The following is a 24,512-nucleotide window of genomic DNA, read 5'->3' as shown; positions in this document are numbered from 1 at the left end:
GGTGCACGTCCGGGGTCCACCACAACTCGTCACCCGGGGAAGAGGGTCCGCCGATGGCCGATCAGAGCATGACTTTGCACGACGACGTGGCATCGGAACCGCTGCGGCCGTGGCTGCCCGCGGACCTGCTGGACAACGCGGCCCGGACCATCTCCGACAACAAGACGATCATGCTGGGCCTGCCGGTGCTGGCCGGGATCGCGCTGCTGGCGTTGCAGGCCGCGCTGACCGAGGTTGCGGTACCAGGTGGTCTGGCCGGGTTCTTGCGCGCGAACGACCCGTTCGGACAGGCCGGTGCGGGCTTGCTGCTGACGTACGGCGTCCAGGTGGTGCTGTTCTCGGTGGTGTCGAGCATGCTGGCCGGGATCATCGCCCTGGCCGCGGTCCGCAGCCAGCTGGCGCACAGGGCCGGTCCGCGTGAGCTCTTGCGGCTGGTGCGGCCCGCACTGCCCGCACTCGCTGCTGTCGGCCTGATGCAGTCCCTGTCGTTCGTGCTGCTCATCGGCGGCTGGGGCCTCGCCGTACTCGGGATCGGCGCCGGTGCGAACGCAGCGGTCTCCTCGGACGTCGCGGGTGCCGTGGCGCTGGTCATGATGCTCGTCGGCGGGGTGCTGGTGCTGATCTTCGGTGTCCGGCTCGTGCTCGCCGGGACCGTCGTACTGATGGAGGGGCGGCATTCACCCGACATCGGGCTGTACATCCCCGAGCGGGTGGGTGTCTGGGGGGCGCTGCGGCGCTCGTGGCGGCTGGTGCGTGGGAAGTTCTGGCGGGTGTTCGGGATCCTGCTGTTCGGCGGGGTGGTGGTGAACATCATCAGTTACGCCCTGCAGTTCGGGATCACGTCGCTGATGTTCACCGTCAGCTCCTGGGCCGGTCCGGCCGACGGCACCGGCGCCACCGCGGTGACGATCGTGCTCGGCGTCGCGGTCGGTACCGCGTCGCTGATGACGGTGATCGCGAGCCTGGCGTTCATGTCGGCCGTCCAGGCCCTGATCTACCTGGACCTCCGGGTCCGGCGGGAAGGTCTCGACCTGTGGATGCGTCCGGCATTGCGATCCGGGGAGAGCGTGTGATCCTCTTCCCGCTGGAGCCGCCGGTCGACATCAGCCGGGACCAGGCCGCACAGGAGGCGGCCAAGGAGCTGTCCAAGTCGACGTACCGGGACTCGGGTTCGCTGATCAGCAAGGCGCTCGGCAAGGTCGTCAACTGGATCAAGGACCTGCTGGACAGTCTGACCGGCTCGTCACCGAACGGCCACGCCGGTCTGGCCGTGCTGATCTGCCTGCTGCTACTTGTCGTCGGCGTGGTGCTCTGGCGAGCCGGTGTGCTGCGGACCAGCAAGAAGGTGACGTCGCAGGCCGTCTTCGACACGGCCCGGCCGCAGAGCGCAGCTGAGTACCGCGCGCTGGCGGAGCGGGAGGCCGCGTCCGGTGACTTCGCGTTGGCCTGCCGCAGCCGGTTCCGTGCGTGCGTGGCCGAGCTGACCGAGCGGACCGTGCTGGACGAGCGGCCCGGACGTACGGCGTACGAGGTGGTCACCGACGCGTCCAAGGCAGCTCCCGTACTGCGGGACGTGCTGCAGCCGGCCGCCCACGTGTTCACGGAGGTTGTCTACGGCAACCGCCCTGGCACGCCGGAGCGGTACGCCGCTGTCGTGGCTGCTGACGACGCTGCACGGACCGCGCGGGTGGCTGTATGAGTACGTCAGAGGCACGGGGAGTCGTTGAGAGCTGGCGGGCCTTGCGGACGCCCTTGCTGGTGACAGGTCTCATCGTGCTGGCCGCGATCGTCGTACTGATCGCTACGTCGTCGCAGACCTCGGGAACGTTCAGTCCGGACTCCACGAAGGTGGACGGGGCACGTGCGCTGTCGGCGTTGCTGAAGAACCACAACGTCGACGTACACGGCACTGAGTCGCTGGACGACGCCACGCAGCCAGGTGACGGCAAGACGCTGCTGGTGGGGCCGTCCGGTTATCTGGACTCTGCTGACTGGCAGCGGATCGCTCAGGCCGAGTGGAGCCACGTCGTCCTGATCCGGCCCAGCGGCGAGGCACTGCGAGCACTCGCACCAGGGGTGCAGCTCAGCGGCGACTCGGTGTCGTCGGGCAGTCGTCAACCCGGCTGCAGCCTTCCGGCCGCCGTCAAGGCCGGTACGGCGACGGTCAGCGGGCCGACGTACAGCGCACCGGAGGCCGCGACCAGCTGTTACGGCGACGGCATCCACAACACCGTGGTGCGGTTGCAGCTCGGCGACCGGATCATCGACGTGGTCGGTACGGCGAGGTCGTTCACCAACGACCAGCTGGCAGAGGACGGCAACGCGGCGCTGGCGCTCAATCTGATCGGCACGCACAAGGACCTCACGTGGTACCTGCCGCAGTTCCAGTCCCGTGGCGTCAACCCAGGCCAGGACGGACCGCCGTTGATCCCGCCGTACGTCCGCTACATCGGCTGGGCGTTGGCGTTCGCCGTGCTGGTCGTAGCGATCTGGCGCGGACGGCGGCTCGGCCCTGTCGTGGCCGAGCGGCTGCCGGTGATCGTGCACGCTGCCGAGACCACGGAGGGCAGGGCGCGGCTCTACCGGCGGTCAAGGGCCCGTGACCGTGCTGCGGCCGCACTACGCGATTCAGCGCTCGGCCAGCTGCACAAGGCGCACGGCATCCCCCGGCGGGCGGACCCGTCGGCTGTTGTCGCTACGGTCGCTGCACGGACCGACCGGGACCCGGCGATGCTGTACGAACTGCTCTACGGGCTTCCGCCCCTCACTGACGCCGCTCTGATGTCCCTGTCCCATGAACTCGACGTACTGACGCAGGAGGTACGACACCCGTGACGACTACCGAGGTCACCGCGGACCAGGCCCGGCAGGCGCTGGTCGCGCTCCGGACCGAGATCGGCAAGGCGGTGGTCGGACAGGACACCGCAGTGACCGCGCTGGTGCTCGCCCTCCTGTGCCGCGGGCACGTGCTGCTGGAGGGCGTTCCTGGTACGGCGAAGACGCTCATGGTGCGGGCACTGTCGACAGCGATGCGGCTGGACAACAAGCGCGTGCAGTTCACGCCCGACCTGATGCCGGGTGACGTCACCGGGTCGCTGGTGTACGACGCGAAGACTTCGGAGTTCGAGTTCCGGCCCGGGCCTGTGTTCACGAACATCCTGCTGGCGGACGAGATCAACCGGACGCCACCGAAGACCCAGGCTGCGCTGCTGGAGGCCATGGAGGAGCGTCAGGTCACGGTTGACGGTAAACCGCGCAAGCTACCTGTCCCGTTCGTCGTGGCCGCCACCCAGAACCCTGTGGAGTACGAGGGCACCTACCCGCTGCCGGAGGCGCAGCTGGACCGGTTCCTGCTCAAGGTGACGCTGGACATCCCGCCCCGCGACGCGGAGATCGCCGTACTCGCTCGGCACGCGCAGGGCTTCGACCCGCGCGACCTAGCGGCTGCAGGTCTACGTCCGGTGGCTGGGCCCGAAGACCTGGAGGCCGCGCAGCACGCCGTACGTCAGGTTGCGGTCCGGGAGGACGTCCTGGCGTACGTCGTGGACCTGTGTCGCGCCACGCGTCAGTCACCGTCGCTGCAGCTAGGGGTGTCGCCGCGGGGCGCTACTGCGCTGCTGGCGGTCTCCCGTGCGTGGGCTTGGCTGTCGGGCCGGGACTACGTGATTCCGGACGACGTGAAGGCGATGGCGCGTCCATGTCTGCGGCACCGGGTGCAGGTGCGCCCGGAGGCGGAGCTCGAAGGTGTCAGCCCGGACGCAGTACTGGAAAGCGTGCTCGCTACGGTGCCGGTCCCACGCTGATGGTTCTTACTGGCCGGGCCGGCCTCTTGGCTGCTGCTGGAGTCATCTTCGTGGCTCTGGTGATGCCGTCGTGGGCCGGGATCGGTGTGGTCGTTGGAGTGGTGCTGGTGGTGTGTCTGGTGGACATCCTGCTGGCCGGGTCGCCGCGGCGGTTGCAGTTCAGCCGTGAGGGCGACAACGCCGTACGGCTGGGTGAGCAGGCCGTCGTGAACATGCTGGTCACCAACCCGGGCCGTCGGGTGCGGGGGTTGCTCCGGGACGCCTGGCCGCCGTCTGCCGGCGTACTGGATCCGCCGCACCAGCTGGACCTGCCGTCGGGTGAGCGCCGTCGGGTGACGACTCACCTGGTGCCGACACGTCGCGGGGATCGGCAGGCGAGCCGGGTGACGGTACGAGCCATCGGCCCCTTGGGCTTTGCGGGACGGCAGGGTTCGCACCAGGTCCCGTGGACGGTGCGGGCGCTGCCGCCGTTCAAGAGCCGCAAGCACCTGCCGTCACGGCTGGCGCGGTTGCGGGAGCTGGACGGACGTACGGCGTTGCTGGTGCGCGGGCAGGGCACGGAGTTCGACTCGCTGCGGGACTACGTCCCCGGTGACGACGTCCGGAGCATCGACTGGCGGGCCACGGCTCGGCGCGGGAACGTCGTACTGCGGACCTGGCGGCCGGAGCGGGACCGGCAGGTCGCGATCGTGATCGACTCCGGGCGGCTGTCCGCGGGCCGGGTCGGCGACGCGCCCCGGCTGGACCACGCGATGGACGCCGCACTGCTGCTGGCCGCACTCGCCACCCGGGCCGGCGACCGGGTCTCCTTGCTGGCCTGCGATTCCGCCGTACGGGCGGACGTCCGACGGCCCGCGCCGCAGGACGTGCTGCCGTCGTTCGTGAACGCGCTGGCGAACGTCGAGGCCGAGCTCGTCCAGACCGACTTCCGGATCGTCGTCTCGCAGGTCCTCGAACGCCTCGGTCAGCGCTCGCTGGTCGTGCTGCTGACCGGGCTGGATCCGGCCGCGATCGAGGAGTCCCTGCTGCCGGTCATCGGTCCACTGCTGCGGCGGCACGTCGTACTGCTCGCCTCGGTTGCCGACCCGCGGCTGACCGAGCTGGAGTCGACCCGCGGCGATCTGGTCGAGGTGTACGGCGCCGCCTCGGCCGCTCGCACCCGCCTGGACCGCGAACGCCTGACCGCCACCCTCACCCGCGCCGGAGTCACCGTGCTGGACGAGCCCCCGGACAAGATCGCCCCGGCCCTGGCCGACACCTACCTGTCCCTCAAGAAGGCCGGCCGACTGTAAGAGCTGCGCAGGCAAATAGCGAATCTTGCACGTTTTCGACGAGAACGGGGCTATGATTGCAGTCTGCGACGTAAGGACCGTACATGTTGATCCGCTTCGAGGTGTCCAACTTCCGCTCCGTCCTGGATCCGGTCGAGCTGTCGATGGTCGCGGTCGACTCGGGGCGCGAGACGGCCCGCGAGGTGCCCAACCTGGGCGAGAGCCTGCTCCACGTGGCAGCGATCTTCGGCCCGAACGCTGCTGGCAAGTCCAATATCATTGCCGCGCTCAGTTGGCTGCGGGACGCGGTCCGACTCTCGTTGCAGATGTGGGACGAGACGATCCCGGTCGAGCCTTTTGCATTCAGCAGCGGCTCGGACAGGCCGACACAGTTCGCTGTCGAATGTGCGATCCGCGGAGTCCGGTTCGAGTACCTGGTCGAACTCGATCGACAGGCGGTCGCCTACGAGGGCCTGTTCCATTATCCCGAAAAGAAGCGACGTCGTGTCTTCGAGCGTGAAGCTCGTGACCTCAAGCTTCAAAGAGGCCTCGGCAGCCTCTCCGGCACCAGAGAGCTGTTGACGGACCGCACCCTTGCGCTGTCAATCGCAAGGCGATTCGACGAACCGCTGGTGTCAGACTTCGCCGCGGAGCTTCTGCGGATTCAGACCCTTGGCCTGGCAACTCCTGGCCGCCCAGGCGCAATCGACTGGAGACCGACCACCAGCCTCTTCGAACCCGACCTGGAGTCCGGCCAGCAATCACTGTTCGAGATCAGCGACCCGAGCGCCTTCGACAGCACAGACCGGGCGCAGGGTCTGGCATTGCTTCGTCTGGCCGACCTGGGCATCGACGACGTAGTGCCGGCCGAAGCAGCGGAACCCACGCTCCGGGGCGCCCCGCTGCGAGGACGTGCGCAGCGACTTCGCCTGACACACCGAACAGGAACGGGCGCAGTTCCCCTCGACTTCGCCGCCGAGTCGTCAGGCACGCGCACGTGGTTCCGAATGATCGGTCCAGTGTTGATGGCGTTGAAGCAGGGATCGGTGCTGCTGTTCGACGAGTTGGACGCAAGCCTGCACCCGACACTGTCACAGCAGGTCATCTCGCTGTTCCAGGATCCAGCAACCAATCCTCGAGATGCACAACTGATTTTCACTACCCACGACACGAGCCTGCTCAACCACCTGAACCGCGACGAGGTCTGGCTGACGGAGAAGTCCGATGACGGCATAACCCGCCTCGGCGCGCTGGCGGAGTTCGCAGGCGAGCGGGTCCGGACGTCGGTCAACCTGGAGCGGGCCTACCTTCAAGGTAGGTTCGGCGCGCTGCCGGACACAGACCGCACCGAGCTCCTGCGAGCACTCGGCCTGATCGCCTGATGACAGGTCCGCGGAAAGCCGAAAGACCTCCGACGCAGGACAGCGAGCCGTCCCGAACGCAAGACGGTACTGATCTTCTGCGAGGGCCAGGCGTCGGAGCCGGATTATCTGAACGCAGTCAAGCGCCTCCCGGAGATCCGGGCCAATACCGCCATCAGTCTGGTGATCGATCCGTCGTACGGACTTCCGATGGATCTCGTGACCAAGGCCGTCGAACGACTGCACCGGGACCCGGAGATCGATGAATGCTGGTGTGTGTTCGACGTCGAGTGGCCGCAACACCATCCGCATCTGGATCGAGCCCTGCGGCTGGCCGCGGCCGAAGGAATCCGGATCGCCGTATCAAATCCGTGCTTCGAGTTGTGGTTGATCCTGCATTTTCAGGAGCAAGCCGGCTTCTTGCAGACGCGCGACGCAGAGGCTGTCAGTCGTCAACTGGACGGTCGTTCCGGTAAGCGACTGGATGGTGCCAAGTACATGCCACTCAGGCACGACGCCTGCGAGCGAGCGATGCGACTAGCCACCCGGCACGAACGCAACGACAGCAACTTCCCGGACGACAACCCGTCGTCGACGATGCACGAACTGCTGGCTGCGATCGAATCTCCGCGCGATTGAGCCGCGCATCAGGCGAGGGCTTCTTCGAACAGCTGTCTGTTGGTGAGCGTGAAGGCGTGCTCGCGGTGGGACCAGGCGGTGCGTTCGGGTGCGGCGTCGCAGGGTCTGTCGATCCAGAACTGCACGTTGTCCAGTTGGCTTTGAAGGATCGCGTCGACGAGGCTTGACCGGTCGCGTAGATCGTAGGCGTCGGCCAGGACGCGTACCTGGTGGGCCTGTCTGGTGGGGTCGTTGTGTTTGGAGGCGATGCACCAGGTCCAGGCGGCGTAGCCGAGGTCTTCGAGGGGGTCGCCGGGGGCGGCCAGGTCGAGGTCGAACAGGGCCGTGGGGAGGCCGTCGGTGAAGACGAAGTTGGTGGGCGCCGGGTCGTGGTGGCAGACGACCTCGTGGTCGCCGGACAGGCACGAGTCGCGGGTCGCGTCGTGGAAGGCACGCAAGGAGGGTGGCGGCCGCCGCTATTTGTTGGTCCTCCCACCGTTGACACCTGGACGGTACGTCGCCTTCCAGGTAGGTGAGGATGTCGCGGCCGTACTCGTCCTGGCCCAGGTAGTTGGGCGTGAAGTCCTTGTCGGCAAGGAGTTCCAGGAGGGCCGCGGTGAATGCGGAACGCTCCGATGCGGGCCGGCGTACCGTGTCACCGACCCGCACCACGCCGGGCGTCATCCGGCCGCCCGTGAGAGGTTGTTCGGTCACTGCATCGTCGGGCGGGCCTGGAGGAAGGTCCAGCGGTGGCCTTCGAGATCTTCGGCCTCGTAGCAGCGGTACCCGTGCTGGTGGACCTCGGAGAGGAGCTTGGCGCCGTTCTCCTGGCTGTGCGCGAAATGCGCGTCGAGGTCGTCGACGTACACCCAGGTCGCGTGGTCGGCGCCCGGAGCGCCCGACTCGGTCCGGCGGAGCAGGATGATCGAGGACGCGCCGGCGTGCAGCTCGATCCACGACGGCTGCCGGCCCTCTTCGGGGACGCGGTCCCAGGTCTCGAGCCCGAACACGGTGTGCAGCCAGCGCGCCGCGGCGGCGGGATCGTCGTACGACAAGGCGACCGCGAGCCGGCCGACCTCGCGGACCTGGTGTGGTGCGATGTCGCGGCGGGCGACCCAGGCGGGGAACCAGTGCAGCACGTTCTGCCAGGAGTAGACGGCGTCGGTGCCACCCGGGACCAGCGCCTCGACGACGGTCACGCGGGTACCGGCGGCGGTCGGGTCGAAGGTGACGGTGGTCTCGGTGTCGTCGGTGGAGCTGCGGTACTCGAACCGTGCGCCCGGCTCCCAGGCGGTGATCACGCCCCGCTCCAGCGCGTCGTCGGCGTACACCTCGAGGATCCGGCCGCCGACGCCCGGCTCGATCCGGATCTCGACCGCGCGGGCGGAGTCCCAGAAGTTGATCGGGCCGCGGACCCACCACAGGTCGATCTCCTCGGTGAAGACCTTGAACGCTGTCGCGGGGTCGATGGCGACCTCGACCGCTGCGGTCGCGGACGGTTCAGTCATCGGACTTCTCCTTCTGCTCGACATGAGACTTGAAGGCGCCGAGCTGGTCGCGCCAGTGCGCCTGGACCTGGTCGAGCCAGGCCTGTACGGCGACGACGGGCTCGGGGTTGAGCCGGAACACGCGGACGCGCGCATCGTCCGGGACCCGCTCGGCGGCGACCAGCCCGGCCGCCAGCAGGATTCGCAGGTGCCGGCTCATGGCCGGCGACGAGGTCCCGGTCGCGGCGGCCAGCCGGCCGGCCCGCTGGGGACCGTCGCCGAGCAGCTGCACGACGTGCCGTCGCGTCGGATCAGCCAGTACCTCGAAGAACCGATCCACCTGATCTTGCGCCATGCCGCAATAGTTCTACCATCTGTTAACTATTGTCAACGGCTGGAACCAAGTGGCAGGCGACCTGGGTGCCGGTGGCGGTGGAGAGAACGGGGAGTGGGGTGGTCGTGCAGGCGCCGACGGCGGTGCCGGCGGCGGCCAGTTGGCAGCGGGGGTGGAAGCGGCAGCCGGAGGGGATGCGGGTGGGGTCGGGCGGTTCGCCGGTGAGGACGATGCGGGCCGGGGACTCCGGGAGGACGGAGAGCAGGGCCTGGGTGTACGGGTGCTGCGGGTTGGTGAGGACGTCTTCGGTACGGCCGGACTCGACGATCCGGCCGAGGTACATGACGGCGACCCGGTCGGCGATGTTCCAGGCCAGGCCGAGGTCGTGGGTGACGACGAGCGCGGACAGGCCGAGCTCGTCGCGCAGCCGGAGCAGCAACGCGAGAATCTCACCCCGGACCGAGGCATCCAGCGACGCCACCGGCTCGTCCGCGATCAGCACCTTCGGCTCCAGCGCCAACGCACCGGCAATCACCACCCGCTGCCGCTGCCCACCCGACAACTCGTGCGGATATCGCTGAAAGAACCGCTCCGGCGGCCGCAAACCCGCTCGCGCCAGGGCGGAGGTGACGATGGATTCCTCATCGGGCAGGCCGTGGATGCGAGGGCCTTCCGCCACTGCCTCGTAGACGGTGTGGCGGGGGTTGAGGGAGCCCATCGGGTCCTGGAGGACCAGTTGGACCTGGCGGCGGAAGGTGCGCAGGGCGCGGGTGGAGTAGTTCAGCGGCGTGCCGTCGTACGTGATCCGGCCGGCGGACGGGCGTTCGAGGCCGAGGAGAGTGCGAGCCAGGGTGGTCTTGCCGCACCCGGACTCGCCGACCAGCGCGACGATCTCGCCGGCTCCGACGGACAGGTTGACGCCGTCGACCGCCCGCGCCCGGCGCCCGGCGCGACCGGGAAACTCGACCTGCAGCTCAGTTGCCTCTAGCAAGAGTCACTCCCCCACCAGGACACAGGCGGCCGCCCGGTCGCCTGACACCAGCAGTTGTACGTCGGTACTCGCGCACTCCTCGACCGCGACCGGACAGCGCGGGTGGAACGCGCACCCGCCCGGCAACCGCTGCGGATCCGGCGGATCACCGGCCAGCCCGCGCGGCGCCAGCCGCGACGCCGGATCCCCGACCGTCGGGAACGCGTCCGCCAGCGCCTTGCTGTACGGGTGCCGGAACTCCCCCGCCGACGGCCCGACCTCGACCAGGCGCCCGGCGTACATCACCGCCAACCGGTCGCACACGTCCGCGAGCACCGACAGGTCGTGCGAGATCATCAGCAGCGAGATCCCGTGCTCCGCGATCAGCTGCCGGATCAGCGTCAGCACCTGCGCCTGCACCATCAGGTCGAGCGCGGTCGTCGGCTCGTCCGCGATGATCAGCTGCGGCGCACACGCCAGCGCCATCGCGATCATCACTCGTTGCCTCATGCCACCACTCAGCTCGTGCGGATAACTACGCGCCCGCCAGGCCGGCAAACCGACCTGCTCGAGCAACTCCTTCACCCGCGCGTCGGCGGCGGCGCCCGACGCCAGCTTGTGCACCTGCAGCGGTTCCGCGATCTGGTCGCCGATCCGGCGTACCGGATTGAGGCCGTGCTGCGCGCCCTGGAACACGATCGACGCGGACGACCAGCGGACCGCACGCAACCGGCCCCAGTTCATCGTCAGCACGTCCTCGCCGTCGAGCAGCACCCGCCCGCCGACGACGGCCGACCGCGGCAGCAGCCGGAGCAGGGCGAGCGCGACCGAGGACTTCCCCGACCCCGACTCGCCCGCGAGCCCGAGCGCCTCTCCGGCGGCAAGCTCCAGCGACACTCCACGGACGGCGGGAACCTCGACGGCTCCGAGGCTGTACGTGACGGAGAGCTCTTCGAGTGCGAGCATCAGGCCTCCCGGGTCCGCAGGCGTGGGTTGAGCACTGTCTCCAGAGCCCTTCCACACAAGGTGAACGCCATCACCACGGTCACGATGCACAGACCCGGTACGAGGATGTACCACCACGCGCCGGCGGTCGCCGCGCCCCAGTCGTACGCGCCGCGCAGCATCGTCCCCCACGAGGTCTTGTTGGCGCTGACGCCGAGGAACGCCAGCGTCGACTCGGTGACGATCGCGCTCGCCACCTCCAGCGTCGTACTTGCCAACAGCAACGGTGCGACGTTCGGCAGCACGTGCCGGGTCGCGATGTGCCAGTGGCCGGCCCCGAGCGCCAGCGACCTCTCGATGTACGGGCGCGCCTCGACGGCCAGCGTCTGCGCACGGATCAGCCGCGCCGTCGACGGCCACGAGGTGACACCGATCGCCACGATGATCGTCGCGGTCGAGCCGCCGAGGATCGCCGCGAGGACCAGCGCGGTGACCAGTGACGGCAGCACCAGGAACCAGTCGGTCACCCGCAGGATCACCGCGCCGATCCAGCCGCGGAAATGCCCGGCCGCGATTCCGAGCACGGTCCCGATCACCATGCTCAGCAGGGCCGCGAGGAAACCGATCAGCAGCGACGTCCGCGAACCCCACCAGATCATCAGCAGCACCGACCGGCCGGACTCGTCGGTGCCGAGCGGATGGTCGAGGCTCGGCGGCGCCAGCTTCGCGCCGGTCCCGCTGACGACGTTCGTCACGCCGGCGTCGATGAACAGCGGCGCGATCAACGCCAGCACCACCGCGACCCCGAGGATCACCAGCCCGGAAACTCCGGCGCGACGTTTTCGGAAATCGTTCCAGAACTTTCCGAAAGCCCGTTTCCGCCGTACCCGTACGACACTGCTCATGCCGACCGCACCCTTGGATCGAGGACGTGGTAGACCACGTCGGCAAGCGTGTTCATCACGATCACGGAAACCGTGATCAGCAGGAAAGTGCCCTGCATCAACGTGAAGTCCGGCACCCGGATCGCCTCGTAGAACAGCTGCCCGAGCCCCGGCCAGCTGAAGATCGCCTCCACCGTCACGGCGCCGCCGACGACGAACCCGATCCGCAGGAACACCAGCGTCACGGTCGGCAGCAGCGCATTCGGTACGGCGTGCTTGCGGCGTACGTCGTCGTCGCGCAATCCTTTCGCCCGGGCGGTGGTGATGTAGTCCTGGCCGACCTCGTCGATCACCGAGGACCGCATCACCAGCAGGTACTGCGCATACACCACCGCGACGAGCGTGAGGCACGGCAGCACCATGTGCTGCCCGACGTCCAGCACACCGGCGAACCCGCCCGGCTTGTCGACGCTCGAACTGCCACGCGTCGGAAAGATCCCGGGGATCGGGCCGATGCCGGCCGCGAACACCATCAGCAGCAACAGCCCGAGCCAGAACGTCGGCACCGACCACAGCACCAGCGAGATCGCCGTCGACACCTTGTCGAACCTGCTGCCCGGCTTCCACCCGGCGCGGGCGCCCTGCCACAGGCCGAGGCTGACCGCCAGCACCAGCGCCGTCCCCGTGAGCAGCAGCGTCGACCCGATCCGCTCACCGATCAGGTCGAGGACCGGGCGCTTGTACTCGTACGAAACGCCGAGGTCCAGGCGCAGCGTCTGCGAGACGAAATGCAGGAACTGTTCAGGTACAGGCTTATCGAGCCCGAGTCGCGCGCGCTCCAGGTCCAGCTGCTCGGGCGTCATGTTCCGTCCCTGCGCAAGCGCACGGACCGGGTCGCCCGGCAGCAGCCGGAACAGGAAGAACGTCGCGACGATTACCATCGCGATACTGAGCAGAGCCCCGCCCGCCTTCGTCGCGGCGTACCGCAGCAGACCGCGGCGGGCGGGGGCCTCCTCCAACTCATCGACAGCGCTGGTCATGTGGTCGTCATTCGCGCTCGTCGGCGACGCCCCGGCGCCGGCGTGCCAGGAAGAGCCCGCCGATCGCCAGCACGACGACACCGGCCGCGACACCGGCGATCAGGCCGCCGTTCGATCCACCGGAGGCCTTGGCGTCGGTCGACACCGCCTCCAGCGTGTAGAACGGCCAGTAACCCGATCCGCCGTACAGCAGGCCCTTGTCCTCCGGGATCGGCGTGATGCCGGCGATCCGGTCCTTGCGGTAGCCCTCGAGGTCGTTCGGGTAGTACAGGGCGATCACCGGCGCGTCGACGTACAGCCGCTCCTGCATCTTCTTGATGATGCCGGCCCGTTTCGTCCGGTCGAGCTCCTTCTGCTGCTGGAGATACAGGCTCTCGTACGTCGGGTCGCAGTAGAACGACTCGGTCCCGCCGCCCTCACCGGTCGCGGTCGGGCGCCGGCTGCAGAGGTGCGTCGCGAGCACCTCCTCCGGGTCCGGGTTCACCGACCAGCCGCTGATCGCGATGTCGAACAGTGCCGTGGTCCCGGTCTCCTCGGTGAACTTGCTGGAGTCCAGGCGCTTCGTGGTCAGCGTGACGCCGATCTCCTTGAACCAGCCGGTCAGGTACTCGGCGAGCTTGTCCTCGATCGGGGTGCCGGTGTGGATGCTGAACCGGAACTGCAGTTTCCGCGACCCGTCCGGCATCGTCCGGACCCCGTCCGGGCCCTTCTTATAGCCCGCGTCGTCGAGGATCTTGTTCGCCTTCGCGAGGTCGAACGTGACCTTCTCCGCACCGGTCGCCGCCCAGAAGAAGTCCTTGTACAGCGGCGGGATGATCGACCCGTCGGCCGGTTTCGCCAGCCCGCCCTGCACCTCGTCGACCAGCTTCTGCTTGTCGATCGCGTAGTGCAGCGCGGTCCGTACCCGCGGATCCTTCAGCGCCGGATGCCCGCCACCGATCGGCTTGTTGTCGCTGGTGGTCGCGCCGTGGTTGATCTGCAGGTACGCCGCCCGCCGGCCCTGGGTGTTCCACTGGACGATGTTGCCGTCGCCCTTCAGCGACTCGAAGTCCGGCGGGTTCAGCCGGCCGATCAGGTCGATGTCGCCCTTCTTCAGCCCGACGATCGAGGCGGCCGGGTTGTCGTAGAAGATGATCTGCAGCTCGTCGACCTTCGGGCGGCCACGCCAGTAGTCCGGGTTCGCCTCCAGCCGGACGAACTGGTCCTTCTTGTGCTCGACCGCGACGTACGGCCCGCTGCCGACGGTCGGGTACGTCTCACCGTCGTACTTCGAGATGTCCTTGATCTTCTCCCAGACGTGTTTCGGCATGATCGGCACCGGGTTGTCGAGCATCGACGCCTGCGGGGCCTTGAGCTTGATGGTCAGCTCCTGGCCGTTCGCGCTGACGCTCCGGAAGTTCTCCACCGCCGGCCCGTTGCCGGTCTTCGCGCCGTCGTCGGTCATCATCTTGCCGAACGTCCAGGCCGCGTCGTCCGCGGTGATCGGCTGGCCGTCCGACCACTTCGCCTGCCGGATCTTGAACGTCCAGGTGAGCCCGTCCGGCGACGTCGTCCACGACTCCGCGAGGTCCGGGCTCGGCTGCAGCGTCTTCGAGTCGGGCACGGTCAGGAACCCGTAGATCAACCGCTGGATCTGCCCCGTCACCAGCCGCACGGCCAGGAACGGGTTCATCGAGTCGACCGATTGGGTCACCCCGATCTTGATCACCTTCTTGTTCCCCGGTCCGGCCGCAACCGCCGTACCGGGCCCCACCGCCAGCAGACACAACGCCGCCAGCACCGCCAGCCACTTCCTCATCGGGCCGCCCACCTTCCCCAGCCGGTGTTGGTGTTTGGGGACGAACCCACACCAGCAAGCGCTCTCCTGTCAACGAGATACGAAACTTTGTCACACGTAAGTAATCTTCTTTCCAGTTGACTACACGACCGTGTAGTAGTTTGCTGTTGTGTGTAGCGAGAGGAGTTGGGATGGATCGGCGGGCTGAGGACCTGACGGCGCGGGCCCGGATTCGGGATGCGGCGATCAGGTTGTTCGGGGAGCGCGGGATCGAGGGGGCGTCGATCCGGGACATTGCCGCGGCGGCGGGGGTTTCGTCGGGGCTGGTGCGGCATCACTTCGGGTCGAAGGAGTCGTTGCGGGAGGCCTGCGACGACTACGCGAAGGAGCGGATGCTCGAGGTCAGTACGGAGCTGGCGACCAGTGGAGGTGTCGCGGCGCTCGATCCGGTCGCGTTGCATCCGCGGGTCTTTCCGCTGCAGCTGTACCTGGTCCGCTCGATGATGGACGGCTCCGAGACGGCGACGGCCCTGTTTCTGGGGGCGGTCGAGACGATCGAGGAGTGGTCCGAGGGGTACGGGATCGAGCCACACGACCGGCGGGCGTACTCCGCCGCGCTGGCCGCGATCAAGTTGAGCGTGTTCGCGTTCCGCGACCAGGTGTCGAAGGCGCTCGGCGAGGACATCACCACGCCGTCCGGGTACGCGCGGATCGGCCAGGGGCTGCTGGACGTGTTCAGCATCCCGATCGTCACGCAGGAACAAGTCGAAACCATTCGGAAACAGGAGAAATGATCATGCCGGCTGCGATCAGCACGGAAGGTCTGGTCAAGCGGTTCGGGCGGACCTACGCCCTGGACGGTCTCGATCTCACGGTGCGAACCGGTGAGGTGCACGGGTTCCTCGGCCCGAACGGCGCGGGGAAGACCACCACCATTCGCATCCTGCTCGGAATGACCCGCGCGGACGGCGGGAAGGCAACGGTCCTGGACGGCGACCCGTGGTCGGACGCGACCGCCCTGCACCGGCGGCTCGCGTACGTGCCGGGCGACGTGACCTTGTGGCCGAACCTGTCCGGCGGCGAGGCGATCGACCTGCTCGGCCGGATGCGCGGCGGCGTGGATAAGAAGCGCAAGGCGGAGCTGCTCGAACGGTTCGACCTGGACCCGCGCAAGAAGGCGCGTGCGTACTCGAAGGGCAACCGCCAGAAGGTCGCGCTGGTCGCCGCGTTCGCCTCGGACGTGGAGCTGCTGCTGCTCGACGAGCCGACCTCCGGCCTGGATCCGTTGATGGAGGAGGTGTTCCGCGAGGTCGTGCAGGAGATCAGCGACCGCGAGGGCCGGACCGTGCTGCTGTCCAGCCACATCCTGTCCGAGGTCGAGGCGCTGTGCGACCGGGTGACGATCATCCGCGCCGGCCGCGCCGTCGAGAGCGGCACGCTCAACGAGCTGCGGCACCTTACCCGTACGTCGATCCAGGCGGAGCTGGCCGGCCCGATGGACGGTCTCGCGCAGCTCACCGGCGTGCACGATCTGCAGGTCGACGACGGCCACGTCCGGTTCGACGTGGACACCGACGAGATCAACCCGGTACTGCGGCGGCTCACCGAGATCGGCGTACGGAGTCTGGTCAGTCAGCCGCCGTCGCTGGAGGAGCTGTTCCTCCGGCTGTACGAACCCGAGGCCGTCAAATGAAGAGCCTCGCCGGTACGAGCGGGCTGATCCGGCTGATCCTGCGCCGCGACCGGATCGTCCTGCCGTTGTGGATCATCCTGCTCACGGCGATCTCGGTGAGCTACGTCAAGCAGTACGGCGACCTGTTCCCGACGCCGGACTCGCGCGTCAAGTACGCGAGCAACGCGGGCTTCATCACCTTGTACGGCGAGCTTTCCGGGTCGACGCTCGGCGAGTTCGTCACCTGGCGGCTGGGATTCGTCCCGGTGATGGTCGGGCTGATCAGCCTGCTCACGGTGATCCGGCACACCCGCGTCGAGGAGGAGACCGGGCGCCGCGAGTTGCTCGGGGCAACCGTTGTCGGCCGGCACGCCCAGCTCGCCGCCGCGCTGACCAGCACCCTCGGCGCGAACGTCGTCCTCGCCGTACTGCTTGCCCTCGGCATGCACAGCCAGAACCTGCCGCTCGCCGGATCGGTTGCCATCGGCATCGAGTACGCCGGGGCCGGGTTCCTGTTCGCGGGCGTCGGCGCCGTCGCGGCACAGCTGACCGCCAGTTCCGGAACGGCCCGTGGTATTGCGATCGGCGTACTCGGCGCGGCCTACGTACTACGCGCCGCCGGTGACACGAGTGCGCACACCAACGGCCCGCTCGCCTGGTTGTCGTACATCTCCCCCATCGGCTGGGCACAGCAGATCCACCCGTACGCCGAGAACCGTTGGTGGTTGGGGCTGGCGATCCTGGCGGTGACCGTACTGCTGGTGGTTGTGGCCGTGAATCTCGCCGTACGACGGGACGTGGGCGCGGGCCTGCTGCCCGACCGGCTCGGGCCGGCGGACGGGACGATCGGGTCGCCGCTCGCGCTGGCCTGGCGGCTGCACCGCGGGCTGCTGGTCGCGTGGACGGCCGGATTCGCCTTGCTGGGCTTGCTGTTCGGCGGGGTCGCGAAGGGTGTCGGCGACATGATGCGCGACGATCCGACCATCCAGGAGATGTTCCGGCGGATGGGCGGCGCGGCCGGGCTGATCGACTCGTTCCTGGCCGGGGTGATGCTGCTGGTCGGCCTGATCGCGTCGGCGTACGCCGTCCAGGCCACGCTCCGGATGCGGGTCGAGGAGAGTAGCGGGCGGGTCGAGCCGGTGCTGGCGACCGCGACCAGCCGTTGGCAATGGGCCGCGAGCCATCTCGTCTTCAGCCTGCTCGGTCCGGCCGTCGCACTGCTCGCCGCAGGTGTCACGCAGGGACTGGCGTACGGCCTCGCGATCGGCGACGTCGGCGGTCAACTGCCGCGGATGATCGGTGCAGCGCTCGTACAACTGCCGGCCGTCTGGGTCCTGGCCGCGTTCGCGATCGCGATCTTCGGGTTCGTCCCGCAGGCGTCGATGGTGTCCTGGGCCGGGCCGGCGGTGTGCATCGTGATCGGCCTGGTCAGCGCCGGCGTCGCCACCGCTCCGTGGATCCGCGACATCTCCCCGTTCACCCACCTCCCGTCGCTACCGGGCGGACCGGTCTCAGTCGGCCCACTCGTCGTACTGCTGGCGATCGCGCTGGCAGTCGGCCTGGCGGGCCTCGTCGGCCTGCGCCGCAGAGACCTGCCCGCCTGACCGTGTCGAGAACGTCCAGACGGCTCCGACGTTGCTGATATGAAGGCTGACATGAAGCGAAGCGTTGAAGACAGCACAGCACTCCCGCCGGTTGTCGACCGTACGACGTTCACCGCGGATCTCGAGGAACTACACGTCCGCGAGAAGGCGCACACCCGCGAAGGAGACGAGATCGCCGCGCAACGCCGGCGGCTCCCGATGGTCGAGGTCGACGCGAACCTCACGGTGACCGGTCCGGACGGGCCGGTCACCCTGCTCGACGCGTTCGACGGCCGCAAGCAGCTGCTCGCGTACTACTACATGTGGCACACCGGCCACCCGGCCACCGAACAGTGCCCAGGCTGCACGTGGTGCGCCGGCCAGATCCAGGAGATCTCGTACCTGCAGTCCCGCGACATCACGTTCGCCGTCTTCTGCCAGGGCCCGTACGCCGAGAGCCGTGCGTACCACGACTTCATGGGCTGGAGCATGCCGTGGTACTCCGCCGTCGGCTCGCTGGAGCACCTCCTGGAGGGCCGGAAAATCGGCCAGATGTACCTGATCTCGTACGTCCGCCAGGGCGACCGCGTCTACGAGACGTACTGGACGACGATGCGTGGCGTCGAGGTGATGGACAACAACTACGCGCTGATGGACCTGATGGTCTACGGCCGCCAGGAACCGTACGAGGACTCTCCGGCCGGCTGGCCGAAGCAGTGGGCCACCGAACCGTCGAGATCACCCAAGGTGATCGACGGACGGCCGATCGCCCAGTGGTCCCGCATCGCGGCGGGACGCAGCGACGACCTCACCGGCGGGCGTTCCGCGACCAGCTGAAGCAGTAGCCGCCGAAGGCCGCGATCCCGACGGCCAGCACCGTCAGCAGCACCGAGCCGAACGGCTGGTCCTTGATCGTGCGCAGGGCCGTGTCGAGACCGCCGGCCTTTTGCGGGTCGTAGCCGATCGCGGCCCACCCGAACAGTCCGCCCACGACCACGAACGCGACGCCCTTCGCGGCGTACCCGATCCGGCCGAGCAGCACCGTGACCTCCGCGACGCCGCCGGCCAGATCCTCGGTGAAGCTCTTCGTGATCGCCTTGTACACCTGGTAACAGCCGATCCCGATGATCGCGACGCCGATGCCCACGACCAGCACCCGGCCCGCGGCGTGGGACATCAGCCGTGCGGACAGCGTCTGCTGCTCCCCACTGCTCGAACCGCCGGCGCCGACCGCGACCTTGACCGCGCTCACGCCGAGCACCAGGTAGACGATCGCGCGGCCGACCGAGGACAGCTTCTTGTGCAGGTCGCGGTGGCCCCAGCCGAGTTCCAGCACCCGCCAGATCACCAGGACGAACAGGCCGGCCGCGACAACCCATAGCAGTACGCCGCCGAGCGGCCGGCCCGCCAGCTCCTTGAGGGCGCCTTGCTGGGAGGCCTCCTGCGACGGCCTGCCGAACGCCAGCTGGAGTGCGATCCAGGCCACGAGCAGATGGACGATGCCGTACGCGACCAGGCCGACCGTGATGGCAATGTCATAGGTCCGGCTGTGTCGCACTTGCTGGGCGGTACTCATTCCTTGCCGGTGCCCAACGGGAAAACCCAGCGCGACAACCTGTCAGGCGGAGACCGGTGCCGTCGCTTCGCGGTCCGACTCGTCGATGTCGCCGTACTCGCCGTGGTGGTAGGCGTGGCGGCCGAAGGTCCAGACGTAGGTGAAGAAGGCCAGCTCGACGACGATGCCGATGGTGACGCGGACCGGGCCGGGCAGGAACGGGGTGACGAACGCCTCGATCAGGCCGGTGACGAGGAGGACCGCCGCCAGGCCGATCGCCATGCCTACAGTGGCGCGGCCGGTTTGTGCGAGGGACTGCATGCGGGTGCGGGGACCTGGGACGATCCAGGACCAGCCGAGGCGCAGGCCGGCCGCCGTGGCGATGAAGACCGCCGTCAGCTCCAGCAGACCGTGCGGCGTGATCAGGCTGAAGAAGAGGCCGCCCTTGTCGTTGGCGATCATCAGGCCGGCGCTGAGGCCGAGGTTCATCGCGTTGTCCCACAGTACGAAGACCGAGGGGACCAGGAGGATGCCCAGTGCCAGTACGGCGGCACTGATCGTCGCGTTGTTGATCCACACACGCAGAGCGAAGTCCTGAGCGGGGTTGTCCGAGTAGTACGACTGGAAGTCGTGGTTGACGAGCTGCTTGACCTCTTCGGGCGTAGCGATCGAGCTGACCACTTCCGGATGCGCCAGCACCCGCCAGGCGGTCCAGGCCGCCACCAGGTAGAAGAGCAGGCCGATGGTGATCCACCAGCGTCTGGACGCGTACAGCGCGGCCGGGAAGCTCACCAGGAAGTACTTCGAGATGTCCCGCCAGACGGGCGCCTGGGCACCGGTGACCGCACCACGGGCGTCTGCGATGAGCCCGGACAGGCGACCGATCGACACAGGGTCGGCACCGCCGGCTCTCAGCGCGGCCAGGTGCGTGCCGACGCGCTGGTAGAGCACTACGAGCTCCTCGGCCTCCGCACCGGTCAGGCGGCGCTGGCGACGGGTCAGGAGCGCCAGGCGGTCCCATTGCGGCTGGTGCACCGACACAAACGCTTCTACGTCCACAGCCACCTCCTCCACCCGTGTGATGGCAGACTAACCGGACCGAGTGTCTACGCAGGAGGGGGGCGACGAACGTGTCTCAGCTGGTCACCGGTGAGGCGGTCGTCCTCCAGGTGCGGATCGCCCGGATGCCGACGCGGGCGCTGGCGTGTGCGATCGACGTACTGCTGCAGGGCACCGTGCTGGTCGTACTGGTCGGTCTGCTCGCCGGGTTCCTGCTCGGGAGCAAGACCAGTCAGGCGCTGACGGTCGCGCTGATCTTCGTCGTCGTACTGCTGGTGCTGATCGGCTACCGGGTCGTGATGGAGACGCTGACCCGCGGGCGGACGATCGGGAAGATGGTGCTCGGGCTGAAGGTGGTCCGCGACGACGGCAGCTCGATCCGGTTCCGGCACGCGCTGGTGCGGACGCTGCTGTGGTTGTTCGTGGACTTCGCGCCGTGGTTCGCTGCGAGTCCGGGGATCGTCGCCAGCCTGATGAACAAACAGGGCAAGCGGATCGGGGACATGGTCGCCGGTACGGTCGTGATCCGCGAACGGCAGCAGCCGATGGCGTCGCCGCCGCTGTTCGTCCCGGGCCTGCTGGTGCAGTGGGCGCAGTCGCTCGAGCTGTCGCGGCTGTCCGACGACCTCGCGAACACGGCCCGCGACTACCTGGCGCGGTACACCGAACTCCTCCCCGGCCCCCAGCTCGCCCTCGGCGAAGCCCTCGCCGCCCGGGTCGCCGCCGCCACCGCCCCCCAGCCCCCGCACCCGATCATCGCCCCCGCCTACCTCTCCGCCGTCCTCGCCGAACGCCGCCGCCGCGAACTCCACCGCCTGTCCACCCAACGCACTTTCCACACCGGCCCCTTCACCCCCAGCCCATACACCGCCCCGTTCGTCCCCGGCGGATCGTCGTACGGCATCCCGCAAGGGCCGTTCGCCCCACCCAGCCCGTACGGCGTGCTTCCACCCGTCGCCCCGCCTGGGCTATTCGCGCCGCCCACCCCGCCGGCCAACTCGCGTCCGGCCATCGTCAACGCCCAGGGCTGGGCAGCCCCCGGAAGCAACGAGTTCTAACCACCCCGCGTCGAGGACTGGCAGGCCTGGGTGGGACGCGGCCGAGGTCGCCGTACTCGACGAAGCCGATAAACCCTCGCGGCGATTCGCCGTGCGCGGGGGACCACTCAGTAGCGGTAGGCCTCCGCCTTGTACGGGCCCTCGATCGGTACGCCGAGGTACGCGGACTGCTCCTTGGTCAGCTCGGTGAGCTTCACGCCGAGCGCGTCCAGATGCAGCCGGGCGACCATCTCGTCGAGGTGCTTCGGCAGTACGTACACCTCGGTCGGGTAGTCGGCGGTCTTCACGAACAGCTCGATCTGCGCCAGCACCTGGTTGGTGAACGAGTTCGACATCACGAACGACGGGTGGCCGGTCGCGTTGCCGAGGTTCAGCAGCCGGCCCTCGGACAGCACGATGATCGTGTGGCCGTCAGGGAACCGGAACTCGTCGACCTGCGGCTTGATGTTGACCCGCTCGACGCCCGCGGTCTTGTACAGCCCGGCCATGTCGATCTCGTTGTCGAAGTGGCCGATGTTGCCGACGATCGCCTGGTGCTTCATCGCGGCCATGTGGTCCGCGGTGATCACGTCCTTGTTGCCGGTGGTGGTGACGAAGAAGTCGGCGATCCCGACCACGTCCTCGACCGTCGTCACCTCGTACCCGTCCATCGCGGCCTGCAGCGCGCAGATCGGGTCGATCTCGGTGACGATCACCCGGGCGCCCTGACCGCGCAGCGACTCGGCGCAGCCCTTGCCGACGTCGCCGTACCCGCAGACCACCGCGACCTTGCCGCCGATCAGGACGTCGGTGGCGCGGTTGATGCCGTCGATCAGCGAGTGCCGGACGCCGTACTTGTTGTCGAACTTCGACTTGGTGACCGAGTCGTTGACGTTGATCGCCGGGAACAGCAGCGCGCCGGCCTTGTGCATCTCGTACAGCCGGTGCACGCCGGTGGTGGTCTCCTCGGTGACACCCTTGATGCCCTGGCCGATCGTGGTCCACTTCGACGGCGACTCGGCGAGCGTGCGGGTGAGCAGCTTCAGGACGACGCCGTACTCCTCGGAGTCAGCGGTCGACGGGTCCGGTACGGCGCCCGCCTTCTCGAACTCGGTGCCCTTGTGGACGAGCATCGTGGCGTCACCGCCGTCGTCGAGGATCATGTTCGGTCCTTCGCCGCCCGGCCAGGTGAGCGCCTGCTCGGTGCACCACCAGTATTCCTCCAGCGTCTCGCCCTTCCAGGCGAAGACCGGCACACCGGCGGGAGCGTCGGCCGAACCGCTGCCGACGACGACCGCGGCGGCCGCGTGGTCCTGGGTCGAGAAGATGTTGCAGGAGACCCAGCGCACCTCTGCGCCGAGCACGGTCAGCGTCTCGATCAGCACCGCGGTCTGGATCGTCATGTGCAGCGAGCCCATGATCCGGGCGCCGGCCAGCGGCTTGCTCTCGCCGTACTGCGCGCGCATCGCCATCAGGCCGGGCATCTCGTGCTCGGCCAGCCGGATCTCCTTGCGCCCGAACTCGGCGAGTCCGAGGTCCGCCACCTTGTAGTCGAAGGTCATGCCGCTCCCCTGAAGACTGGATTCTTACCGACCTGAGCCTAGAGGGCCGAGCCACGCGGTTTGATCGCTCCAGGCGCGTTTTTGACATCGAAATGTCAAGATTGAGCTATGCGCATCACCGAGGCCGCTCGCCAACTGGGTACCACTCCGCGCATGCTGCGCTACCGGGAGGCCCTCGGGCTGCTCCCGCGCTCGCGATCCGAGCACACAGCGCAGCGCCAGTACGACGACCGCGACCTGGCCGCCGTACAACTCGCGCTCGATCTCGAACGCCGGTACGACGTGACGCCGGCCGCGCTCGCCTTCGCCCTCAGAGCGCTCGCCGAACCGTCCGTGGCCGCCGACATCCGGAACCTCGGCTACCGCACCGGACGGCTCAGCGCCCCGCCCACGCAGGCCGAGATCGACCGCGAACGCGCCCTCCGCTGGCTCGGCCGCTCCGGCGTACTGCCGCCCAGACCCCGCTGACCTCCGAGGCCGGCAAGGAGCTTCGAGATGCTGTGGGCGCGGATCGGCGATATCGTCCCAAGTGCCACGCTCCGCTGGCCGGGAGCGATGCTGCCCCAGTCCCCAGCGGACTCCGACGAAATGCTTACGGGGGTGTCGATCATGGCTTCAGCAGCTGATCCCGGCGATTCGGCCGCGAGCGAGTTCCAAGCGGTCGGCGGCAGACTCGAGCGAGGGCTCATCTGGGTGTTCATCGTCGTGCCCACCCTCGCGCTGCTGCCCGCGATGTACTTCGCCTGGGGCGGCTGGATCGGCTGGCACGACCTCCTCCTCCTGGTCGTGTTCTACGTGATCACCACCACCGGCATCGGCACCGGCTACCACCGCTGCTTCACCCACGGTTCCTTCAAGAGCAAGCGCGGTCTCAAGATCGCCCTCGCGATCGCGGGCAGCCTGGCCCTCGAGGGGCCGGTCATCCGCTGGGTGGCCGACCACCGCAAGCACCACAAGTTCTCCGACCGCGAGGGCGATCCGCACTCGCCCTGGCGCTACGGCACCACGGCCTGGGCGGTGACCAAGGGATTCGTCTTCGCCCATGCCGGGTGGGTGCTGTGGGGGGTGGATCGCGCCGAGCCCAGGCACTACGCGCCGGACCTGTTGCGCGACCGCGACATGGCAGCGATCTCGCGTCACTTCCGGAGCCTGGCCGCGGTCTCCCTGCTCGCGCCCGCGCTGATCGGCGGACTGTTGGACAGGTCGTGGCACGGCGCCGCGACCGGATTCTTCTGGGGCACGCTGGTCCGCGTCGCGCTGATGCACCACGTCACGTTCTCGATCAACTCGATCTGTCACGTCACCGGCAAGAAGCCGTTCGAGGCTCGCGACAGGTCGGGCAACGTCTGGTGGCTCGCCATCCTCAGCCAGGGTGAGTCATGGCACAACCTCCATCACGCCGACCCCACCTGCGCCCGCCACGGCGTACTCAAGGGACAGATCGACATCAACGCCTGGATCATCAGGCGATCCGAACAGCTCGGCTGGGCGTACGACGTCAAGTGGCCTGACCAGGACCGGCTCGGGAAGAAGCGTACGGCGACAGCCTGACAG

25 protein-coding genes are annotated in these 24,512 nt (G+C 68.4%); 14 read left to right on the top strand and 11 right to left on the bottom strand.

Annotated elements, in window-relative coordinates; genetic code table 11:
* The first annotated feature begins 53 nt into the window (after window positions 1-53).
* From JOF29_RS31805 to JOF29_RS31775, 7 genes are all read left to right on the top strand, one after another.
* The gene (locus JOF29_RS31805; protein ID WP_209698084.1) at window positions 54-1,073 is read left to right on the top strand and encodes a hypothetical protein; all 1,020 of its coding nucleotides are present in this window, start codon (window positions 54-56) and stop codon (window positions 1,071-1,073) included.
* Window positions 1,070-1,699: a DUF4129 domain-containing protein gene (locus tag JOF29_RS31800; protein ID WP_209698083.1), complete on the top strand. Its 630-nt coding sequence runs from the start codon at window positions 1,070-1,072 to the stop codon at window positions 1,697-1,699. The genes JOF29_RS31805 and JOF29_RS31800 overlap by 4 nt, the downstream gene beginning before the upstream one ends.
* Window positions 1,696-2,835: a DUF4350 domain-containing protein gene (locus JOF29_RS31795; protein WP_209698082.1), complete on the top strand. Its 1,140-nt coding sequence runs from the start codon at window positions 1,696-1,698 to the stop codon at window positions 2,833-2,835. Before JOF29_RS31800 ends, JOF29_RS31795 begins: the two co-directional genes overlap by 4 nt.
* Complete coding sequence (locus JOF29_RS31790; protein WP_209698081.1) at window positions 2,832-3,803, top strand: AAA family ATPase; 972 nt, start codon at window positions 2,832-2,834, stop codon at window positions 3,801-3,803. The genes JOF29_RS31795 and JOF29_RS31790 overlap by 4 nt, the downstream gene beginning before the upstream one ends.
* A gap of 50 nt (window positions 3,804-3,853) precedes the next feature.
* Window positions 3,854-5,095, top strand: a complete 1,242-nt coding sequence (locus JOF29_RS31785; protein ID WP_307863794.1) for a DUF58 domain-containing protein — start codon at window positions 3,854-3,856, stop codon at window positions 5,093-5,095.
* 83 nt (window positions 5,096-5,178) lie between these two features.
* Window positions 5,179-6,456 (top strand): AAA family ATPase, encoded by a 1,278-nt coding sequence (locus JOF29_RS31780; protein WP_209698079.1) that lies wholly within the window; start codon window positions 5,179-5,181, stop codon window positions 6,454-6,456.
* Window positions 6,457-6,525: 69 nt separating this feature from the next.
* Complete coding sequence (locus JOF29_RS31775) at window positions 6,526-7,074, top strand: RloB family protein (RefSeq protein ID WP_209700102.1); 549 nt, start codon at window positions 6,526-6,528, stop codon at window positions 7,072-7,074.
* Between the two features lie 8 nt (window positions 7,075-7,082).
* On the opposite strand, the gene JOF29_RS31770 is transcribed toward JOF29_RS31775, so the two are convergent.
* From JOF29_RS31770 to JOF29_RS31735, 8 genes are all read right to left on the bottom strand, one after another.
* Complete coding sequence (locus JOF29_RS31770) at window positions 7,083-7,511, bottom strand: phosphotransferase (protein ID WP_209698078.1); 429 nt, start codon at window positions 7,509-7,511, stop codon at window positions 7,083-7,085.
* Window positions 7,512-7,763: 252 nt separating this feature from the next.
* Complete coding sequence (locus JOF29_RS31765) at window positions 7,764-8,561, bottom strand: VOC family protein (protein WP_209698077.1); 798 nt, start codon at window positions 8,559-8,561, stop codon at window positions 7,764-7,766.
* A complete protein-coding gene (locus JOF29_RS31760) occupies window positions 8,554-8,895 on the bottom strand; it encodes an ArsR/SmtB family transcription factor (RefSeq protein ID WP_209698076.1) in 342 nt (113 codons plus the stop codon). Before JOF29_RS31760 ends, JOF29_RS31765 begins: the two co-directional genes overlap by 8 nt.
* Window positions 8,896-8,917: 22 nt before the next feature.
* Window positions 8,918-9,865, bottom strand: coding sequence for an ABC transporter ATP-binding protein (locus JOF29_RS31755; RefSeq protein WP_209698075.1), 948 nt, complete (start codon window positions 9,863-9,865; stop codon window positions 8,918-8,920).
* Window positions 9,866-9,868: 3 nt separating this feature from the next.
* On the bottom strand, window positions 9,869-10,810 hold the full coding sequence (locus JOF29_RS31750) for an ABC transporter ATP-binding protein (protein ID WP_209698074.1): 942 nt from the start codon (window positions 10,808-10,810) through the stop codon (window positions 9,869-9,871).
* Entirely contained in the window at window positions 10,810-11,694 is an 885-nt protein-coding gene (locus tag JOF29_RS31745) for an ABC transporter permease (protein ID WP_209698073.1), read from the bottom strand. Before JOF29_RS31745 ends, JOF29_RS31750 begins: the two co-directional genes overlap by 1 nt.
* Window positions 11,691-12,713: an ABC transporter permease gene (locus JOF29_RS31740; RefSeq protein WP_209698072.1), complete on the bottom strand. Its 1,023-nt coding sequence runs from the start codon at window positions 12,711-12,713 to the stop codon at window positions 11,691-11,693. Before JOF29_RS31740 ends, JOF29_RS31745 begins: the two co-directional genes overlap by 4 nt.
* A 7-nt stretch (window positions 12,714-12,720) precedes the next feature.
* Window positions 12,721-14,511: an ABC transporter substrate-binding protein gene (locus tag JOF29_RS31735; protein ID WP_209698071.1), complete on the bottom strand. Its 1,791-nt coding sequence runs from the start codon at window positions 14,509-14,511 to the stop codon at window positions 12,721-12,723.
* 170 nt (window positions 14,512-14,681) lie between these two features.
* Here JOF29_RS31735 and JOF29_RS31730 point away from each other — a divergent pair, with 170 nt between their 5' ends.
* Genes JOF29_RS31730 through JOF29_RS31715 form a run of 4 tightly spaced genes read left to right on the top strand, consistent with a single transcriptional unit; the run spans window position 14,682 to window position 18,582 of the window.
* The gene (locus tag JOF29_RS31730) at window positions 14,682-15,284 is read left to right on the top strand and encodes a TetR/AcrR family transcriptional regulator (RefSeq protein ID WP_209698070.1); all 603 of its coding nucleotides are present in this window, start codon (window positions 14,682-14,684) and stop codon (window positions 15,282-15,284) included.
* Between the two features lie 2 nt (window positions 15,285-15,286).
* Complete coding sequence (locus JOF29_RS31725; protein WP_209698069.1) at window positions 15,287-16,183, top strand: ABC transporter ATP-binding protein; 897 nt, start codon at window positions 15,287-15,289, stop codon at window positions 16,181-16,183.
* Window positions 16,180-17,766, top strand: coding sequence for an ABC transporter permease (locus tag JOF29_RS31720; protein ID WP_209698068.1), 1,587 nt, complete (start codon window positions 16,180-16,182; stop codon window positions 17,764-17,766). The genes JOF29_RS31725 and JOF29_RS31720 overlap by 4 nt, the downstream gene beginning before the upstream one ends.
* A gap of 51 nt (window positions 17,767-17,817) precedes the next feature.
* A complete protein-coding gene (locus tag JOF29_RS31715; RefSeq protein ID WP_245359647.1) occupies window positions 17,818-18,582 on the top strand; it encodes a DUF899 family protein in 765 nt (254 codons plus the stop codon).
* On the opposite strand, the gene JOF29_RS31710 is transcribed toward JOF29_RS31715, so the two are convergent.
* Together JOF29_RS31710 and JOF29_RS31705 are read right to left on the bottom strand one after the other, a co-directional pair.
* Entirely contained in the window at window positions 18,554-19,303 is a 750-nt protein-coding gene (locus JOF29_RS31710; protein WP_307863793.1) for a DUF1206 domain-containing protein, read from the bottom strand. The genes JOF29_RS31715 and JOF29_RS31710 overlap by 29 nt on opposite strands.
* 60 nt (window positions 19,304-19,363) lie before the next feature.
* Window positions 19,364-20,359 carry a stage II sporulation protein M gene (locus JOF29_RS31705; RefSeq protein WP_209698065.1) on the bottom strand — a complete coding sequence of 332 codons (996 nt, stop codon included), beginning with the start codon at window positions 20,357-20,359 and terminating at the stop codon, window positions 19,364-19,366.
* Between the two features lie 71 nt (window positions 20,360-20,430).
* Between JOF29_RS31705 and JOF29_RS31700 the strand changes: the two genes are divergently transcribed.
* Window positions 20,431-21,417, top strand: coding sequence for an RDD family protein (locus JOF29_RS31700; RefSeq protein ID WP_307863792.1), 987 nt, complete (start codon window positions 20,431-20,433; stop codon window positions 21,415-21,417).
* A gap of 107 nt (window positions 21,418-21,524) precedes the next feature.
* Here JOF29_RS31700 and ahcY read toward each other — a convergent pair whose 3' ends face one another.
* Window positions 21,525-22,958, bottom strand: coding sequence for an adenosylhomocysteinase (gene ahcY, locus JOF29_RS31695; protein WP_209698064.1), 1,434 nt, complete (start codon window positions 22,956-22,958; stop codon window positions 21,525-21,527).
* 108 nt (window positions 22,959-23,066) lie between these two features.
* Here ahcY and JOF29_RS31690 point away from each other — a divergent pair, with 108 nt between their 5' ends.
* Both JOF29_RS31690 and JOF29_RS31685 read left to right on the top strand, forming a co-directional pair.
* Entirely contained in the window at window positions 23,067-23,426 is a 360-nt protein-coding gene (locus JOF29_RS31690; RefSeq protein WP_209698063.1) for a MerR family transcriptional regulator, read from the top strand.
* Between the two features lie 141 nt (window positions 23,427-23,567).
* Window positions 23,568-24,509 (top strand): acyl-CoA desaturase, encoded by a 942-nt coding sequence (locus JOF29_RS31685; protein WP_209698062.1) that lies wholly within the window; start codon window positions 23,568-23,570, stop codon window positions 24,507-24,509.
* Window positions 24,510-24,512: the final 3 nt, after the last annotated feature.

This window comes from Kribbella aluminosa, assembly GCF_017876295.1.
Lineage (GTDB): Bacteria > Actinomycetota > Actinomycetes > Propionibacteriales > Kribbellaceae > Kribbella > Kribbella aluminosa.
Note: the sequence above shows the minus strand (reverse complement) of the source record. Positions and strands in the feature narration are given on the sequence as shown.